The 17,205-nt window shown below is 62.1% G+C and carries 15 protein-coding genes; 12 read left to right on the top strand and 3 right to left on the bottom strand.

Features of this window, described 5'->3' with window-relative positions; all coding sequences use genetic code 11:
* Positions 1 to 53 precede the first annotated feature (53 nt).
* Entirely contained in the window at positions 54 to 773 is a 720-nt protein-coding gene (locus ABD884_RS19090; RefSeq protein ID WP_345049741.1) for a GntR family transcriptional regulator, read from the bottom strand.
* A 71-nt stretch (positions 774 to 844) separates the two neighbouring features.
* On the opposite strand from ABD884_RS19090, the gene ABD884_RS19085 reads away from it, so the two are divergent.
* The 3 genes from ABD884_RS19085 to ABD884_RS19075 all read left to right on the top strand — a co-directional run bounded on the left by ABD884_RS19085 (position 845) and on the right by ABD884_RS19075 (position 4,989).
* Positions 845 to 1,585 carry a TetR/AcrR family transcriptional regulator gene (locus ABD884_RS19085; protein ID WP_345049735.1) on the top strand — a complete coding sequence of 247 codons (741 nt, stop codon included), beginning with the start codon at positions 845 to 847 and terminating at the stop codon, positions 1,583 to 1,585.
* A 66-nt stretch (positions 1,586 to 1,651) separates the two neighbouring features.
* Positions 1,652 to 3,805 (top strand): 3-hydroxyacyl-CoA dehydrogenase NAD-binding domain-containing protein, encoded by a 2,154-nt coding sequence (locus ABD884_RS19080; RefSeq protein WP_345049730.1) that lies wholly within the window; start codon positions 1,652 to 1,654, stop codon positions 3,803 to 3,805.
* Positions 3,802 to 4,989, top strand: a complete 1,188-nt coding sequence (locus ABD884_RS19075) for an acetyl-CoA C-acetyltransferase (RefSeq protein WP_345049726.1) — start codon at positions 3,802 to 3,804, stop codon at positions 4,987 to 4,989. Before ABD884_RS19080 ends, ABD884_RS19075 begins: the two co-directional genes overlap by 4 nt.
* Here ABD884_RS19075 and ABD884_RS19070 read toward each other — a convergent pair.
* Positions 4,981 to 6,504: an MFS transporter gene (locus ABD884_RS19070; RefSeq protein ID WP_345049719.1), complete on the bottom strand. Its 1,524-nt coding sequence runs from the start codon at positions 6,502 to 6,504 to the stop codon at positions 4,981 to 4,983. The two genes, ABD884_RS19075 and ABD884_RS19070, sit on opposite strands and share 9 nt — an antisense overlap.
* A 250-nt stretch (positions 6,505 to 6,754) precedes the next feature.
* On the opposite strand from ABD884_RS19070, the gene ABD884_RS19065 reads away from it, so the two are divergent.
* The gene (locus ABD884_RS19065) at positions 6,755 to 7,723 is read left to right on the top strand and encodes a quinone oxidoreductase family protein (protein WP_345049714.1); all 969 of its coding nucleotides are present in this window, start codon (positions 6,755 to 6,757) and stop codon (positions 7,721 to 7,723) included.
* Positions 7,724 to 7,747: 24 nt separating this feature from the next.
* On the opposite strand, the gene ABD884_RS19060 is transcribed toward ABD884_RS19065, so the two are convergent.
* A complete protein-coding gene (locus tag ABD884_RS19060; RefSeq protein WP_345049708.1) occupies positions 7,748 to 8,629 on the bottom strand; it encodes a LysR family transcriptional regulator in 882 nt (293 codons plus the stop codon).
* Between the two features lie 155 nt (positions 8,630 to 8,784).
* On the opposite strand from ABD884_RS19060, the gene ABD884_RS19055 reads away from it, so the two are divergent.
* The 8 genes from ABD884_RS19055 to ABD884_RS19020 all read left to right on the top strand — a co-directional run bounded on the left by ABD884_RS19055 (position 8,785) and on the right by ABD884_RS19020 (position 17,193).
* On the top strand, positions 8,785 to 10,398 hold the full coding sequence (locus ABD884_RS19055; RefSeq protein ID WP_425548295.1) for an FAD-dependent monooxygenase: 1,614 nt from the start codon (positions 8,785 to 8,787) through the stop codon (positions 10,396 to 10,398).
* A 24-nt stretch (positions 10,399 to 10,422) separates the two neighbouring features.
* Positions 10,423 to 11,343 carry a VOC family protein gene (locus tag ABD884_RS19050; RefSeq protein WP_345049701.1) on the top strand — a complete coding sequence of 307 codons (921 nt, stop codon included), beginning with the start codon at positions 10,423 to 10,425 and terminating at the stop codon, positions 11,341 to 11,343.
* A 41-nt stretch (positions 11,344 to 11,384) separates the two neighbouring features.
* Entirely contained in the window at positions 11,385 to 12,212 is an 828-nt protein-coding gene (locus ABD884_RS19045) for a fumarylacetoacetate hydrolase family protein (RefSeq protein ID WP_028266054.1), read from the top strand.
* A 50-nt stretch (positions 12,213 to 12,262) separates the two neighbouring features.
* On the top strand, positions 12,263 to 13,054 hold the full coding sequence (locus ABD884_RS19040; RefSeq protein ID WP_345049693.1) for an IclR family transcriptional regulator: 792 nt from the start codon (positions 12,263 to 12,265) through the stop codon (positions 13,052 to 13,054).
* A 195-nt stretch (positions 13,055 to 13,249) separates the two neighbouring features.
* The gene (locus tag ABD884_RS19035) at positions 13,250 to 14,890 is read left to right on the top strand and encodes a flavin-containing monooxygenase (RefSeq protein ID WP_345049688.1); all 1,641 of its coding nucleotides are present in this window, start codon (positions 13,250 to 13,252) and stop codon (positions 14,888 to 14,890) included.
* A gap of 57 nt (positions 14,891 to 14,947) precedes the next feature.
* Positions 14,948 to 15,427 (top strand): cupin domain-containing protein, encoded by a 480-nt coding sequence (locus ABD884_RS19030; RefSeq protein ID WP_345049686.1) that lies wholly within the window; start codon positions 14,948 to 14,950, stop codon positions 15,425 to 15,427.
* A 118-nt stretch (positions 15,428 to 15,545) separates the two neighbouring features.
* Entirely contained in the window at positions 15,546 to 16,373 is an 828-nt protein-coding gene (locus ABD884_RS19025; RefSeq protein WP_345049683.1) for an SDR family NAD(P)-dependent oxidoreductase, read from the top strand.
* A 49-nt stretch (positions 16,374 to 16,422) separates the two neighbouring features.
* Complete coding sequence (locus ABD884_RS19020; protein ID WP_345049678.1) at positions 16,423 to 17,193, top strand: methyltransferase domain-containing protein; 771 nt, start codon at positions 16,423 to 16,425, stop codon at positions 17,191 to 17,193.
* The last annotated feature ends 12 nt before the right edge of the window (positions 17,194 to 17,205 follow it).

Genomic DNA, 17,205 nt, shown 5'->3' with positions numbered 1-17,205 from the left:
CCGGCAGAAGTGCGCCCGGGCAGGCCGCGCCCCACTTGGCCTGGCGAATACCGTCAGCTGGAGAACTTGGTCAGATGCTCAAGCTTCGCCAGGTATTCCTCGGCGGACAGTCCCGGTGTCTGGGCGCAAACCCCGGTAATAAGCAGCTGGGCCGTCCGGGTGACGTGGTCCCGGACGGCATCAGCCGCGGCGCGGGGGTCCCGGCGCTCCAGCGCTCGGAGGATCTCCTTGCGGTCGTTGGCCAGGTCCTGGCTGCTCCGGGCTGCCGGGATGGTGACAAGGCCATGTGCGAGCACCAGGTTGCGCAGTTCGCTGTCCAATGCAGTGAGCCGTGGGTTGCCGGCCAGTCCCATCAAGAAGAGATGGAAGTCCTTGTCCGCTTGGAGGGTGCCGGGGCCGTCGTCGCTGGCTGCTGCGTCCAGGATTCTGCCGTGTAGCAATCGGAAATGCGCGAGGTCCTCGTCTGTGGCGGCTTCAGCGGCCCGCGCTGCTGCCGGGGGCTCGAGGATGATTCGGATCTGGAAGATCTGGACGATCTCCTCCAGCGACATCTGCAGCACCCGGACGCCGCGGTTCTTCTCGATCCGGACGATGCCCTCTTTTTCAAGAAGTTGCAGGGCTTCGCGGACCGGCGTCCGGGACACTCCGAGCTTTTCGGCGAGCCCGATGGCCGAAAAGTGCTGATCGGGACTCATCTCACCGGATGTAATGGCAGCCCGCAGCATGTTGGTGACCTGGACCGTCAGCGATACCCCGTGATCAATCTGTTGCATGCTACTCATCCTGAAATTCTACGGCTCATTGTCCCGAGGGTTGGAGGGTGTCCGAGCGGTAGCGTAGGACGATGGACAAAGCTCACCCAACCGGAAACATCGATGCTGCCCATCACAGTGCGCGCAGGGGAGGCGATGCGGGTTTTCGCTCTGGTGTTGCGGCAACGGCCGTGCGGCTCTTTGCGCAGCAAGGCTTTGAGGCCACCAGTGTTGAAGATATTGCGCGCGCGGCCGGAATATCCCGAAGCACCTTTTTTCGGCAGTTCCGCTCGAAGGAGGATGTGGTCTTTGCTGACCACGATGAGCTGATAGAACAAGCTGAGAAATTCCTGTCCGAGGCGAACGATGATCCTTGGCTCGCAGTCTGCGAGGCCGCTGCCGCGGTGTTCCGGCATTACGCCCGCCAAAGCGCGATGGCGAGGCAAAGATACCGTGTGGTCAATGCCGTTCCGGCGCTGCGGGACAAGGAGCTGGTTTCCGTCTTCCGCTACGAGCAGCTCTTCAATCAGCACTTGCGCCGGACATTGCCGGGCATGGCGCCCTTGGACGGCATCCGGTTCAGTTCCGCCGTCGTCAGCACCAACAACTACTTCCTCCGCACCCTCATGCGCGACGACAACCCGCCCACGGAGGAGGACGTGCGGAACGCGCTCGACGACGTGTGCCGCTTGCATGGAGTGCTCAATGACGGGCGGGCGGCGGACGATGAGGTGGTGGTTGCCATCTTTCCCCGCTCCATGTCGGCTGCAGCCATGGCTCGGAGATTCAGCGCCGCCTTGGCTGGCTCCATGCAACAGGGTAATGAAACGTAGTCCCGCTTGACGTGATACTTAGTCCCAAGTGAAACTTTGCGTATCCATTATTCGCAAGGGAGTGCCGTGTCTGAGAAGCCCGCAACGCTGGAGACTGTCCGGGAGCGCAGAACCACCTCCGTGGAGTCTGTCACCGAGGTAACGACCGAGTATGTGGCCTATGCTGGTCACCGCTTCGCCATCCTGGTCTTGCGGAATGCTGACGGCCGCCCCGTGACCTTGGGTCCGGCGTCGTTGGATAATTTCGAGGCCGCGGTGCGCGCGCTGGACGTGTCCGGGGTGGATGCGGTCGCGGTGACCGGAACCGGCCCGGTCTTCTGCGCCGGGGCAGACCTGAAGAAGATGACGGAGGCGGTTACTCCCGAGCAGGCCGCGGACGTTGCACGTCGGGGCCTTGAGGCCTTCGGCCTGCTGGAGGCGCTTCCGCTGCCCACGTTCGCTTTCATCAACGGGGTTGCGCTGGGCGGAGGCCTTGAATTGGCGCTCCACGCGCGTTACCGGACCGTCTCGGATTCCGTTCGGGCGCTGGGCTTTCCCGAAGTCCGCCTCGGCCTGATCCCGGGCTGGGGCGGCATTCCCCGGGCTGCAGCGTTGCTGGGCCCCGCGGAGACTGCACGGTTGGTGGTCTCCGATTCGCTCGGGGGTAGGAACTTGAGCGGCCGGGCCGCCGCGGAACTTGGCCTGGTCGATGCCGTGGTCCCGGAGGACGGCTTCCTGGCCGCCTCGCTGGATTTCGCCTCGGGTGTCCTTTCCGGCACGCCCGTGCCCGTGCCTGCGGCCGTGCCCGCGGCTGCGGCGCGTGACGGCGGCGCCCGGCCGGAGCCGGCCCCCACCGTCGGACCCGCGGCGGTGGAGGATCTCCGGGCCCAGCTCGATTCCCGCCTGCACGGTGCCGCGCCCGCACCCTACCGGGCACTGGAACTCATCGTAGAGGCGGCCACGGCCACCGCCGGAGCGGCCGGACAGGAGGCGGAAATCCAGGCTTTCGGCGAACTGCTGCTCTCTGACGAGGCCCGCGCGAGCATCTATGCCTTCCACGTGACCCAGTCGTTGGCGAAGAAGCCCGCCGGACGTCCCGCCGTCGAACCCTTGCTTGTGCGCGCCGTCGGCGTCGTCGGTGCGGGGTTGATGGCGAGCCAGCTCGCCCTGGTCTTCGCGCGCCAATTGCGGGTGCCGGTGCGGATCACGGATCTGTCGCAGGACCGCATCAACGCCGCGCTCGAATGGATCGGCACGCAGCTCGACAAGCTCGCTGTTCGGGGACAGCTGGACCCCGCCGAGGCGGAGGCCATCCGCGCTCTGGTGACGGGCTGCATCGACAAGAAAGCCTTCGCAGACTGCGACGTGGTCATCGAAGCGGTCTTCGAGGAGCTGGAGGTCAAGCGGGCGGTGTTCGCCGAACTGGAGCCGCTGCTGCGGGCGGACGCGCTGCTGCTGACCAACACGTCCTCGCTCTCCATCGAGGAAATGGGCGCGGGCCTCGAGCGGCCCGGGCGGCTCATCGGCTTCCACTTCTTCAACCCGGTAGCCGTTTTGCCGCTCGTGGAGATCATCACCACCCCGCAGACGGACCAGACCACGCTCGCGACGGCGTTCGAGCTCGCCAAACGGTTGCGCAAGACGGCCGTGCTCGTCACGGACACGGCAGGCTTCGTGGTCAACCGGGTGCTGACCCGGCTCTTCAACGAGGTTCTTTCCCTGCTTGACGACGGCGCCGATCCGGCCACCGTTGACCACGCGCTGGACCCGCTGGGCTTGCCCATGACACCGCTGCAGCTCCTGCAGTTCATCGGGCCTGCGGTCCAGCTGCACATCTGCGAGAAGATGCACCAGAGCTATCCGGAACGGTTCGGCGTCAGTGCCAGCCTCGCGAAGCTGGTCGCCGCCGGGCTTCCCGGCTACCTGGACGACGACGGCGGCCTCTCACCGGAGGCGGCTTCCCTCCTCCCCGCGCCCAAGGCAGCAGACGCGGGTGCCGTCCGTTCCCGGATCCTGGCCGCGCTGGCCGAGGAAGTCACGGCGATGCTGGAGGAGGGTGTGGTGGCCGGGCCGGAGCAGATCGATTTGTGCATGATCCTCGGCGCCAACTACCCCTTCCACACCGGGGGGCTGACCCCGTTGTTGGACCGGGAAGCGGGGACCGCGTTCCATCCGGAACTGCGTGTATCCGGTCTTCCATCCCCTCGCGACCTCGCTCGCCACCTCCAAGGAGAGAAATGATTTCCAGTGCAGATGTTGTCATCGTCGGTGCCGCCCGGACCCCGCAGGGCAAGCTGATGGGCCAGCTGGCCCCGTTGTCCGCCGTCGAGCTCGGCGGAGCGGCGATCGCGGGAGCGCTGGACAGGGCCGGGATTCAGGCTGACGCCGTCGAGGCGGTCATCATGGGACATGTGCTCCAGGCGGGGGCCGGGCAGAATCCGGCCCGGCAGGCCGCCGTCGCCGGAGGCGTACCACTGAGCGCGCACGCCGTCACCGTCAACAAGGTCTGTCTCTCCGGACTGAGCGCCATTATCGAGGCTAGCCGGCTCCTGCGGCTGGGTGAAGCTGCGGTGGTGGTGGCCGGCGGGCAGGAATCCATGAGCAACGCCCCGCACCTGCTGGCCGGTTCCCGTGCAGGTCACCTCTATGGGGACGCTGCGCTGATCGACTCCGCCGCCCACGACGGGCTGACGGACGCCTTCCAACAGGTATCCATGGGCCTGGCTACCGACCGGGCCAGTGATGCCCTGGGCATTCCCCGCACCGAGCAGGACAAAGCCGCCGCCGATTCTCACCGGCGTGCCGCCGCTGCCCAGGCCGCCGGTCTCTTCGACGCCGAGATCGTCCCGGTCAAGGTTCCCCGGCGCCGCGGCGAGACCGAACTTGTGGGTACCGATGAGGGCGTACGCCCGGACAGCACCGCGGAATCACTCGGCAAGCTCAGGCCGGCCTTCTCAGCGAGCGGCACGGTGACCGCGGGCAACGCCTCCCCGCTCAACGATGGCGCTGCCGCAGTCGTCCTGACCACCCGCGGCTACGCCCAGGCACACGGCCTTGAAGTGCTGGCGGTGCTCGGCGCGGCGGGACAGACCGCGGGCCCGGACACCTCCCTGCCGGACAAACCGGCCCGCGCCATCAGCAAAGCACTCAAGGCACAGGGCTGGACCACCGTTGATCTGGACTTCGTGGAGATCAACGAGGCGTTCGCCTCAGTGGCCCTGCACTCAGCCGAACAGCTCGGTCTCGGCATGGAGAAGGTCAACGTCAACGGGGGAGCGATCGCCCTCGGCCACCCCATCGGCGCCTCCGGCGCACGGGTTGTCGTCTCGGCCGTCCATGAGCTCATGCGTCGCGGCACCGGCAAAGCCGCAGTCGCCTTGTGTGGCGGCGGCGGCCAAGGCGAGGCACTGCTCCTGTCACGCTGAAATACTCGCTCTTTCCTGACGGCCGTTTGCGTTGCGACGGCGTTGATCGCCGAGCGCCACAATGAGCGTGATCACGACGACCATGCCGATCGACGCCAGCGCGACACTCATCGCTGTGTCCCACGTGCTCAGGCGCAGGGTGCTGAAGAAGACTGCCGTGATCATGGCTATGCCTACTGCCGTGCCGATCCGCTGGAACGCCTGGGTCAACCCACCTGCGGTACCGGATTGTTCAACCGGAACTTCCATCATGGTCAGCGTTTGATTCGGCGAAATGATGGCGCCTTGGGCTATGCCCATGAAGGAAAGCGAGACGAGGAGCCACCACAAGCTAACGTTTCCCATCGCATGTAGTTCGATGACGCCGATACTCAACCCCAGGCCGAGCAGCGCGCTGAAAATTCCCCAAATCACGATCTTGCGTCCGTAGTCCGTCACCCGTCGGCCCGCCCAATGCGAGCTCGCGGCGGCAAAGAGAGCGGACGGAAGGCCCAGCAGCCCGGCTTGCAGTGCGCTGAATCCTTGTCCCTGCTGGGTGTAGATCGCCACCAAGACCCACACGCTCGTGATGCCCAGATAGTAAAGGCCGCCGATGATGTTTCCAAGGCTGAAGGATCCAATGCCGAACAACGCCAGGTCAACCATGGGGAACCTGCCTCGCGAGGCGTAGGAGCGTTCCCAGGCTATCCACAGCCCGAGAAGCACCAGGCTCGTGGGAAGCAGCCACCACACCCAAGCTGTTTCGCGCCCCTGGACGAAAGGCAGCAGGAAGGTCAGCACAGCGAGCCCGAGAAGCACGCAGCCCACGGGATCCAGATCACGGGAGTCACGGCGGGTCTGCTGCTTCCCTTGTGCATTCCCTTGTGCATTCCTTTGTGCGTCGAGCCGCTCGCGTTCGGTTCGGGAGAACAGCGGACGCGGAAACCAACGGCACGCCAGGATGATGGTCGTCAAACCGATCGGGACGTTCACCAGAAAAGTCCATCTCCACCCTGCGGCGGCGCCGAGGAAGGCTATGAGGACACCGCCGAGGAGCGGACCGACGGCAACCGAGATTCCAGCCACGGTTCCAAAGAATCCATATGCTTTTCCGAGGTCGCGGCCCCGAAAGTTCTGCTGCATCATTCCCATCACCTGGGGATTGATCAGCCCGGATCCGGCTCCCTGGACAAATCGCGCAATATTCAGGCTCAACGGATCCGTGGCCAGCCCTGCGACAACAGAGGCCAGCGTAAAGATGGTGACGCCAATGATGAAGAAGGCGCCTCGGCCAAGCACATCCCCGGCTCGGCCTGCCGCAATGAGCACCACGCCGAAAGCCAGGGAATAACCTGACAAGACCCACTGCAGGTCAGCCTGCGAGGCGCCCACCCCTTCCTGGATGGAGGGCAGCACCACATTGACGATGCTGATGCCGACCAGGGACATGAACTGCGCAGTCAAGAGCACGGCCAGGATGCGCCACCGTGCCGGATCTGGCGTCGGATGGATGGCTTGTTGCCGGTCGATCAGCACAATATTCCTTCTCTCACGTTCGAGCTGGCCTGACGAGTGCCGACAAGCTGCGTGAAGTGGGTTCGAGAAAGTCAGGTTACACGACAAGAAGGTGGGTATTATAAGACCAATTTTGATAGGAATATTTACCTATTGGGTATATATGCGATTTGATATTGATGGTTATGGGTAAATGTTGAATACTTCAATCAGTGTCACGCGCCTTGAATGCGCCTTCCGCAACGCCCCGAAACCACAGAAAGCTCCAAACATGACTTCCCATAAAGTTGTTGCCAGCAAAGCCGGCGGTCCCGAAGTTCTCGAACTCGTTCCCATGAGCATCCCTGCGCCTGGCCCGGGGCAGCTTTTGGTCAAGGTTGCCGCTACGGGCATCAACTTCATTGAGACCTACCGGCGGGCCGGCGTTTACGCTGTGGATTACCCCTTCGTGCCGGGAAGTGAATGTGCGGGCACGGTTCAAGCGCTGGGCGAAGGTGTCATCGGATTTGAGATCGGGGACCGCGTGGCCACCATGTGGGGCAAGCAGACGTACGCTACCCACACCTTGATCGGATCTTCGAAGGCCGTCCCGGTTCCGGCCGGTGTTCCTCTGGAGACTGCCGGTGCCATGATGTCCCAAGGAATCACGGCCCACTACCTGGTGAACTCCTGCTACGAGGTCAAAGCCGGCGAGGCTGTCCTCATCCACGCCGGTGCCGGGGGAGTTGGCCGTCTGTTGATTCAAATGTCCAAGCTGCGGGGCGCCACTGTCTTCGCGACCACTTCCACCCCGGCCAAGGCCGGGATTGCCCGGGCAGCCGGCGCCGACTACGTCTTGAATTATGAGGACGTACCGACGTCCGTTCGCGAACTCACCGACAGTCGCGGCGTCGACGTCGTGTTCGACGGCGTGGGGAAGGATACGTTCGACGGCTCGCTGGCTTCCCTTAAGGTCCGTGGCACTATGGTTCTCTTCGGAGGTTCTTCCGGGCCGGTGCCGCCTGTGCAGTTGCAACGGCTCAACACCCACGGTTCCCTGTACGTGACCCGGCCCAAAACGGGTGATTACCTGCGTACCGACGAAGAGCGGCGGTGGCGGACCACCGAAGTCTTCGATCTGGTCGCAGCCGGCAAGCTCGACATCCACATCGGCTCCCGTTTCCCGCTGGCCGAAGCCGCTGCGGCCCACGCTGCCCTGGAGGGGCGCGCAACGACGGGAAAGACCATTCTGGTTCCCTGAATCGTCACATCAACTGCTCGGCCCCTAGAACAGTCCCTTGGTGATGTTCAAGACTTTGTTCAGGACCGGGCTCCTGTCCACCCTGCGCCAAATCATGCGAACCGGCACGGGGTCGTTGCCCGGATTTAACGGCTTGAACACGACACCCCGGGTCGGAAGATTGTCCCGAATGCTCGACAGTGACAGTGAGATCCCGATACCGGCGGCTACCAGCAAGAGCACGGTGGACGAGTCCGGGGCCACTTGGACAATTCGAGGGACGAATCCGCCTGCCTGGGCCAAGCGGTTTATCCGGTTGGGCAGCTGCGAGTTTCCGCCCTGAAGAACCACCCATGGCTCAGCGGCGAGTTCGGCAGGAGCTATGCTTTCGCGGGTTGCCAGGGAGTGGTTGTCAGGCAGGGTGATCAGCTCGTCGTCGTATCCGATCACAAATGAATCGACCTCTGCCGGCAGGAGGTCCCAGCGGCCAATCAACAGATCCAGTCGACCATCGATCAGCTTTTCGATACCCGTGTGCCAGAACTGGGAGTTGACCAGGTCCAAGGTAATGCCGGGGTGGTTTTGCCTGACCCTGCGGGCGAGTTCGCCGACGATTTGATTGGCCGCAGCCTCACCGAACCCCAAACTGATCCTGCCGGTCTCGCCCAACTCGGATTGTTTGGCAATCTCCCGCATTCGCTGGGAGAGCATGATCAACTCGCGGGCCGGCTCCAGGAGGGCCTCGCCATGCGTGGTGAGTTCAACCTTGCGGGTATTGCGCTCAAACAGCGGCGCACCCAGGTCGGCTTCGAGTTGCCGAATCAAGCGACTGAGGGGCGGCTGCGCTATGTGGAGCCGCTGGGCTGCCCTGCCGAAGTGAAGCTCCTCCGCCACGGCCACGAAGGCTTGCGCATTTCTGACATCCATATCAAAAGAGTATAGGTAACCAGTCAAAGATACTCAAGTGATCTCATTGCGGATGCAAAACTCCAGAATTTGAATCAATTCCTATATTCCAGGACATATGCCCTTGAAAATAGGGCATGAAACTCCTAGTCTGAATACAACAGTCGAGAGAGGACATGGAGATGAGCGAACGCAACGTGGCGCGCTCCACGGACGCAGTAGTTGTGGGTGCGGGGCCGGTCGGAATGACCTCAGCTGCCCTGCTGGCTGCACGTGGAATCAACGTGATTGTCTTGGAAATGCGCTCCGGAACCAGTGAGGAACCGAAGGCGATCAGCATCGATGACGAGGCGCTGCGCACCTACCAGCAGGCCGGTATCGACCATGACATTTCCAGCATCATCGTGCCGGGCACGGGAACCCGCTACTACGACGCCGGCAATCGCCCGGTTTTCCAGGCGCGCGGGGCAACCCCATTCCGTTTGGGCCACCCCTTCAAGAATCCCTTCGCGCAGCCTGATCTGGAAAAGGTCTTGGCTCAGGGCTTGATCAACCACGAACGGGTCACTTTGGAGTACGACACCAAAGTCACGAATGTTGAGCAGGACGACGATTTCGCTTACGTCACCACGGAGGGTCCGAAAGGCACTGAAGTTCTCGCCGCGCGATACGTCCTCGGCGCCGATGGTGGTCGTTCCGTCGTTCGGGAACTGGTCATGGACAACGCAATGTCCGGTCGCAGCTACTCGGATGTCTGGCTCGTGGCCGATACCCTGGAGGATCCCCACACCGAGCGTTACGGAATGCATCACGGAGACCCGAAACGTCCCCACGTCATTGTTCCGGGCCTGGACGGGCGTTGCCGCTACGAATTCCGCCTCTTCGCGGGCGAAGGAGAACCAAGCCAGGCTCCGGACTTCGAACTGATCAAGCGGCTCGTGGCGCCGTACCGCGACATCGAGCCGCACCAGGTTGAGCGTGCCATCAACTACCGCTTCAACGCAGTCAACGCAGACCGCTACCGCGAAGGCAGGTTCTTCCTGCTCGGGGATGCTGCCCACATGATGCCTCCGTTCGCCGGCCAGGGCCTGAACTCCGGTATTCGTGACGCCGCAAACTTGACGTGGAAGGTTGCGGAAGTCGTCAAAGGCAAGGCGCCGGACAGCATCTTGGACAGCTACGAGCCTGAACGCAAGCCTCATGCGGGTGCGATTATTGCTCAGTCGGTCCGTCTGGGCAGCGTCGTGATGACCACCTCGGAGCGAGTGGCCCGCAATCGCGATGAAGTCATTCGCCAAAAGCTGGGCACCGCTGATGGGCGGGCCTTCTTTGAAGAGATGCGCTACCGTCCCATCGCCCAATTCGTCTCGGACTTGTCCGTCACCCATAACGCCGGCCGCGCCATCGGGCAACCACTGGTCTTTGACGCCACTTCACGCACCACCGCCCGCATGGATCATGTCGTCGGCAACGACTGGGTGCTGTTGGGCGTTGACGTGGCGTCGGAATCCTGGGCCGAAGCCAAGCAGGTGGCCGAGCGCTTCGATGCCTCCCGTTGGTACATCCCGTTCGATGACGTTCAGCCACGTACTGCCGAGGTGGACGGTTTGCTGATCGATCTGGATGGCTCGCTGTACCGGGAGTTCGAAGAGTATCGCGGGAAGTTTGTGCTCGTACGCCCTGACCACTTCACCTCAGCGGTGTTCGCACCCGACGAACTCGCAGTCATCTTGGAAAAGACCGCTTCGCTGCGGCAGAACAAAGCGTCGCTAGCCGTCGCTTCCGTCTAGAGCACACTGAACAAAGGAGTCATCATGGAACGTCCAGAGCGAGTTATCCTCGAGGAAAAGGGTGCCGCGGGCTCACTGCGCCACACTGCCGTATCGCACATCGGTTTCAGCGTCCCGGATGTGGGTGCAGCCGAGAAGTTCTACACCCGTGTCCTCGGCCTGGTCCGCCACGCCGAAATCGACAACGGAGTTCGCCTCGGTTGGGGTACCGGCCACCACGTAGTGGACCTCATCCAAGGCGAGAAGAAGCTTGCCTACTATGGCTTTGAGGTCCGCGACGAAAACGGTATCGCCGGGATTCGCGAGCGTCTGCTCGCTGCCGGCCACAAAGTCATGGACCTGGATGCCTCGTTCATCACCTCGCCTGTCGGCGGCGTCGAGGGCGTTTCCGTCGTCGACCCCGACGGCACCGAAATTCACTTCCATTCGCAGGTCCAGCGCCAGGGCGAAAACGCTGCCGACACCGGCCGCCGACCCATCAAGTTCCAGCACACCACGTTGGGCAGCGGCGATGTGGCACGCATGGTCAGTTTCTACACCGAAGTCATTGGCTTCCGTATCTCGGATCAGCTGCACGACGGAAACTTCTGCTGGCTGCGTTCGGACAAGGACCATCACACCCTTGCCGTGGTGTTCGTCGGCAAGGGCGGCGACATTGACCACTACTCGTATGACCTGGCCGAGTGGGAAGACTTCAAAGCATGGTGCGACCGTCTTACGGAACTGGACGTCCCTGTGGCCTGGGGTCCGGGCCGCCACGGCCCGGGCAACAACCTCTTCGTGTTCTTCGACGATCCGGCCGGAAACCACATCGAGTTGTCTGCCGAAATGGAGAAGTTCTACGACGATCGCGTGACGTACGTGCCGCGTCGTTGGGAACCGACCCCGGTCAGCGTCAACCTCTGGGGCGGCCAGCTTCCGTCCTGGCGCAAGGTTTCCGGCTAAGCGCGTCCTAACCACCCCCACATCTCAGGAGAAGAATCCTTATGGCATATGCAAATTACACCTATCAGGGACGGAACTTCCTCGGCGAAGTCGACGGCGACAAGGTTGTCCCGCTGAAGGGGCTGAGCTCGATCAACGCGGACACTACCCCAGAGGTCCTCGAGGCCGCTGAGCGTCTCATTGACCAGGCCGTTGCTGTGACCGACGTGACCTTGCGCGCGGCATCGCCAGAGGCTGGAAAGATCGTCTGCGTTGGACTGAACTACAAGTCGCACATCGAAGAGACCAACCGGGAGCTGCCCACCTACCCGGTCATGTTCCCGAAGTATGCTTCCAACTTGATCGGCCCGAAGGATGACATCCAGCTGCCGCCAGAGGCTAGCCAGGTGGACTACGAAGCCGAATTGGCGGTCATCGTGGGCCGCGGCGGGCGTCGAATCAGCGAGGTCGATGCCCTGGATCATGTGCTCGGCTACGCCACATCGAACGACGTGACCATGCGTGATTACCAGTACAAGACCCACCAGTGGATGCAGGGCAAAGCCTGGGACAACAGCACTCCGATCGGCCCATATGTCATTACCCCGGGCGAAGTGGACCTGTCCACGGCTGCCATCCAGACAGTGCTGAACGGTGAGGTCGTGCAGTCCTCGGATCTGTCCTTCCTGATATTCAGCGTTGCCAAGCTGATCGCCACGGTTTCGGAATTCACCGAACTGGCTCCGGGCGACGTCATCCTCACCGGGACTCCCGCCGGCGTCGGGTACCGCCGCGATCCTCAGCTCTTCCTTAAGGACGGGGACACCGTCTCAGTGAGCATCGAAGGCGTAGGGACCGTGAGCAACAAGGTTGTCGCCGAGGTCCTCTAGGCTCGACCGAGGCCCCATCTCACTTCGGAGATCTCTATAAGCTAAGGCACATGGATTCACAGACCTCCACCAGCGGATACCGGGACCGCAACAGTACCGCAGATCGAGCATTGACCATCCTGGAGATGTTCGGCGAAGCAAAGTTCTCGGTTTCCGCTGTGGAGGTGGCTGCAGCCTTGTCGGTGGCCCGTTCCACTGCATACAGATACCTTGAGTCCCTGGTTTCCCGCGGCTTCCTCGAGGAGTCGCCCGCTGGAGGCTTCCGCCTGGGCCTCCGGATTCTCGAGTTGGCACGCGTGGCTCGCCAAGGATATGGCTTATCCGAGGTGGCTCTGCCGCGGATGCGTTCCCTTTGCGACCGATTCGGGCAAACAGTTTTGCTCACGCGGCGGGCCGGGACTTCCGTGGTGTGTTTGGAACGAGAAGCGCCCTCTGGCCAGTTGCTTCGTATCTCGTATGAACGTGGAAGCCAGCTGCCTTTGACAGCAGGTGCTTCAGCGTTGGTGCTCCTGGCGTGGCTCGAGGATGCCCAGGCCTTGGCGCTTTTCGAAGCCATCGAGCGGCCCCGGTTCACGGAGCGCACGCTGTCGACTCCCGAGGATCTCCTGGCTCGGCTACACGAGATCCGCGCCGACGGGTTCGCTATGACCCATGCCGAAGTCGACCCCGACGCGCTGGGTATCGCAGCGCCGATCTTTGCTCCTGATGGAGAGGTCGCGGCGGGTTTGAGCGTGGTGGCACTAGGAAGTCGCGTGAACACTGAAGAACGACAGGAAATAGTCGCCGCAGTCCGGGAAGCCGCTGAACACATCAGCCATACGCTCCGGATCGCCGCAGGCTGATCGGACGCACCACCAATAACCGCGCTCCACGACATGGAGGGCGGTTATTGGCATGTCCGGCAACAACTCTTCTACGCCAATCACCTCGTTTTAGTTTTACCTTTTAGGTATTGCTGACTACCAAATTTAGTACTTCAGTATCTTTATGTTCGGGGTCACAGTAGTTATGAGTCAGAAACACCGAAAGGACCCCCCGTGAAGACAGATTTCGACGCAATCGTCGTAGGCGCCGGCTTCTCCGGCCTATACATGCTGCACAGGCTGCGTGAGCAGGGCCTGAACGTCCGAGTGTTCGAGCGCGGAACCGCCGTCGGCGGCACGTGGTACTGGAACCGCTACCCGGGCTTGCAGTGCGACACGGAGACGATCTCCTACAGCTTCACCTTCGACGCGGACCTCTACCGTGACTGGACCTGGTCCCGCCGATTTGCACCTCGCGAAGAAATCCAGCGCTACGCAGAGTACGTCACCGACCGATTGGACCTGCGCCGCGATATCCAGTTCCAAACGTCCGTTACCTTCGCCCACTTCCAGGAAGACACCAACACCTGGAAGGTCGGACTTGATGACGGTACCGAGCTGACCACCCGATTCTTCGTTACTGCCTCGGGCCCCCTGTCCACCGCCAACGTCCCGCAACTGCCTGGCATGGAAAACTTCGAGGGGGAGGTTTACCACACCGCCACGTGGCCGCGCGAGGACGTGCAATTCACCGGCAAGCGCATCGCCGTGATTGGTACCGGATCCTCCGGCGCCCAGGTGATCTGCAATGGCGGTATCGCCGAACAGGTCGGCCGCATGGTTGTCTTCCAGCGCACCCCGCAATACATCACCCCGGCCAAACAGATGCTTCTGGACGAAGAAACCGTGCGTGAGCGCAAGGACAACCTGGAAGCACTGGTGGAGGAGATGAAGAACTCCTCCTTCGGCGCCCCTGGAACCAGCACTGACCGTTCCGCCTTCGAACACACCCCGAAGCAGCGGGACGAAGTCTTTCAGGCCGCCTGGGAGTACGGCGCACAGGCGTTCGCCTTGGCGACATACAACGATCTGACCTCCAATGAGGAGGCCAACGGCTTCGCAGCTGATTTCGTGCGTCGCAAGATCGCCGAAATCGTTAGTGACCCGGAAACCGCTCGTAAACTGATGCCGAACTACCTCTTCGGTACCAAGCGCCCCATCAAGGCAGACAATTACTACGAGACCTTCAACCGCGACAACGTCGATCTGGTCGCCCTCAAGGAAGAGCCCATCCAGGAAGTCACCGCCAACGGTATCCGCACCTCGGACGGTTTCTACGAGCTGGACATGATCATTTTCGCGACCGGGTTCGATGCGGTCACCGGCACCCTGTTCAACATGGACATTCGCGGTGTGGGCGGACAGACGCTTCAGGAGAAGTGGCTCGATGGCGCCGAGGTCATGGCCCATTTGGGCATCGCAACCCACGGCTTCCCGAACATGTTCATGTGCCAGGGGCCGCAGAGCCCGTCGGTCATGGCCAACTTCCTGTTCGGCATCGAGCTGAACGTCGGATGGACGGCCAAGCTGATCGGCTATCTGGTGGCCCATGGGATCGAGCGCGCCGAGGCGAATGCCGACGCTGAGTTCGAGTGGGCCGACATGGTGCAGCAGCAGGCCGAGGCCACCCTGCTGCTGAAAACCGAGTCCTGGTGGTCGGGTGCGAACATCGCCGAGAAGCCGCGTCCGAAGTTCTTCCTCACCTACCTCGGTGGCGTGAAGAAGTACCGGGAGGAACTCGACGCCAACGAGGCAAACGGATTCAAGGGCTTCACCCTGAGCTCCGCACTCGAGCCCGCTGTTGCGCAAGCATAACTTTTCACACTCATCACCCCGAAACACCATCTTTCAACCTACAGAGGAGAAACTCCCATGGCTTATCTGAATGTTCGTCGCGTCGTCACTGGTCACGATGAAGAGGGCAACGCAATCTTCCAGTCTGACGAGGTCCTGGACACCAAGGTGCTCGGCGCCGAAGCCGAAGTTGTGGTTCCCTGGACCACCGCGGTGTTCCCCTCGGACAACAACGACGACTTCGATGGCGCTCTGCGCGAAGTACGCCGCGTTTCCCCGGGTGGCAGCGTCCTGCAGTTCGTCAGCATGTACCCCCACACCGAGTCCAAGCACCACCGCACCCTGTCGCTCGACTACGGCATCGTGCTCGAGGGCGAGCTGGAACTCGAGTTGGATAACGGCGAAAAGACCGTGGTGAAGGCCGGCGACGTCGTGGTGCAGCGCGGAACCATCCACACTTGGCGCAACGCAAGCGAGCAGATGAGCAAGGTTGCGTTCATCCTGCTTGACGCCAACCCGGTCAAGGTCGGCGAGAACGAACTGGAACCGGCCAACTAGCCTCACCACAGAGTGTGGGCGTGCGTCCTTCGTGCTTCGACCGCACGCCCACACTCTATCCACCAGATTTTGACGGCGTCGTCAGCGACGCCACCTTAGTTTAGAAAGGACCGTTCTGATGAGCGGACAGAACCTCATTGAACTTTCAGCGGAGGCCCGCGGTACAGCCCCTGGACGCGGACGTCTTAAGGGATTGCGCATCCTGGTCATCGGCGGTGGTCAGGCAGACTACGGAGCCGAAGAGGATTTGCACGGCAACGGCCGGGCCATGTCCATCCTGTTTGGCCGCGAAGGCGCTAAGGTCACGGTCGCTGATCTCAACCAGGACAGCGCTGAAGATACGGCCAAGTACGTGCGCAAGGAAGGTGCCGAGGCGTTCACCGTCTCCGGTGACGCAAGCAATGAAGCCGATGTGCAGCGCATGGTCGAGCAGGCCAAGGAGCTGATGGGCGGAATTGATGGATTGGTGCTCAATGTCGGGATCGACGGCGGCCACAAGCTTGCCGGCACCAGCGCCGAAACCTGGGACAGGGTATTCGCCGTTAACGCGCGTTCGCACTTCCTGGCCTGTAAAGCCGCACTTCCCCTGATGACCCCCGGCGGATCGCTCGTGCTAATCAGCTCGACGTCGGCATACACTTCCTCGGGTGGCGTGCCTGCCATGAGTGCCTCCAAGGTTGCCCTCGAAGGCATTCGCAACCACGCAGCCAGCGAATATGTCGAGCAGGGCATCCGCTGCAATATCTTGGCTCCGGGGCTCATCGACACCCCGCTCGGCCGCAAGGGTGGCCGGCAACGTCCGGAACGCAACCAGATCAAGATCCCCATTGGCCGCTATGGCACGTCGTGGGACACCGCATATGCCGCTGTGTTCCTGCTCTCCGGTGAGTCCACGTACATCACCGGACAGACCATAGTCATGGATGGCGGACGCATGCTGCGCTAGCCGCGGCCCGATCACAAGCAAAGCCTGCCAGCAAAGAGGAGTACAAGCCATGGAAACCAACTACCAGCCCAAGACCTACGGCGAAAAGAATTTCGGGGGCAAGAATCCCTGGGATTATCTCCAGGATTGGGACGAAGAGTTGCTCGGTCCAGATGTCCGTGATCCGCAGCAGCGTCGAATATGGGAATTGGCTGTTCGACTCGCTGGCGGCTTGCCCTATATCTGGCAGGAACTGGCCCGCCCCATCACGGAAATTGCCTACGGCCTGCTGGAGGTCCGCAGTGGAGACAAAGTGCTGCTGATCGGTGAGGGCGTTGTACCGGCAGGCTGGGATCGCGAGCTGGGTGAAATTGTCGGTCCGGACGGGCAAGTTGACGTTGTGGAGATTATCCGCGACGGTCGCAAGGCCGTGCACAGCAAGACGCCGGGACGCAACGGCATGACCGGTTGTTGGCGCTGGGATTACGCGGATGGCCTGGAAGCAGAGTCCTACGACTGCGTGGCCGTACTGCAATCCACGCAACACGCCGACGACTGGGAAGAGACGGCCGGAGATCTGCTGCGCGTGCTCAAGCCGGGACGTCGGATTGTCCTTGCCGAAGCCGTGCTCAATGGGCCGAATTTTCACAACCGGGTCAACAGCGACGTGCATTTCCGCCAGTGGTTCGACAAGCTCTATGAGCAAATCCGCCCAACAGACATCCCCTACTATTCAGGTGAAGAGCTCCGTGAAGCCTTTGGTGACCGAGTCGAAAGCCCGCAGATCCTTGAGTGGAAGGGCATCGAAATGTTTTGGGGTCGTAAGCCGGCAAAGGACTAGGACCCCGAACCT

The sequence above is a fragment of the Arthrobacter methylotrophus genome, assembly GCF_039539965.1.
Taxonomy (GTDB): Bacteria; Actinomycetota; Actinomycetes; order Actinomycetales; family Micrococcaceae; genus Arthrobacter; species Arthrobacter methylotrophus.
This window is presented reverse-complemented; position numbering and strand designations above follow the sequence as displayed.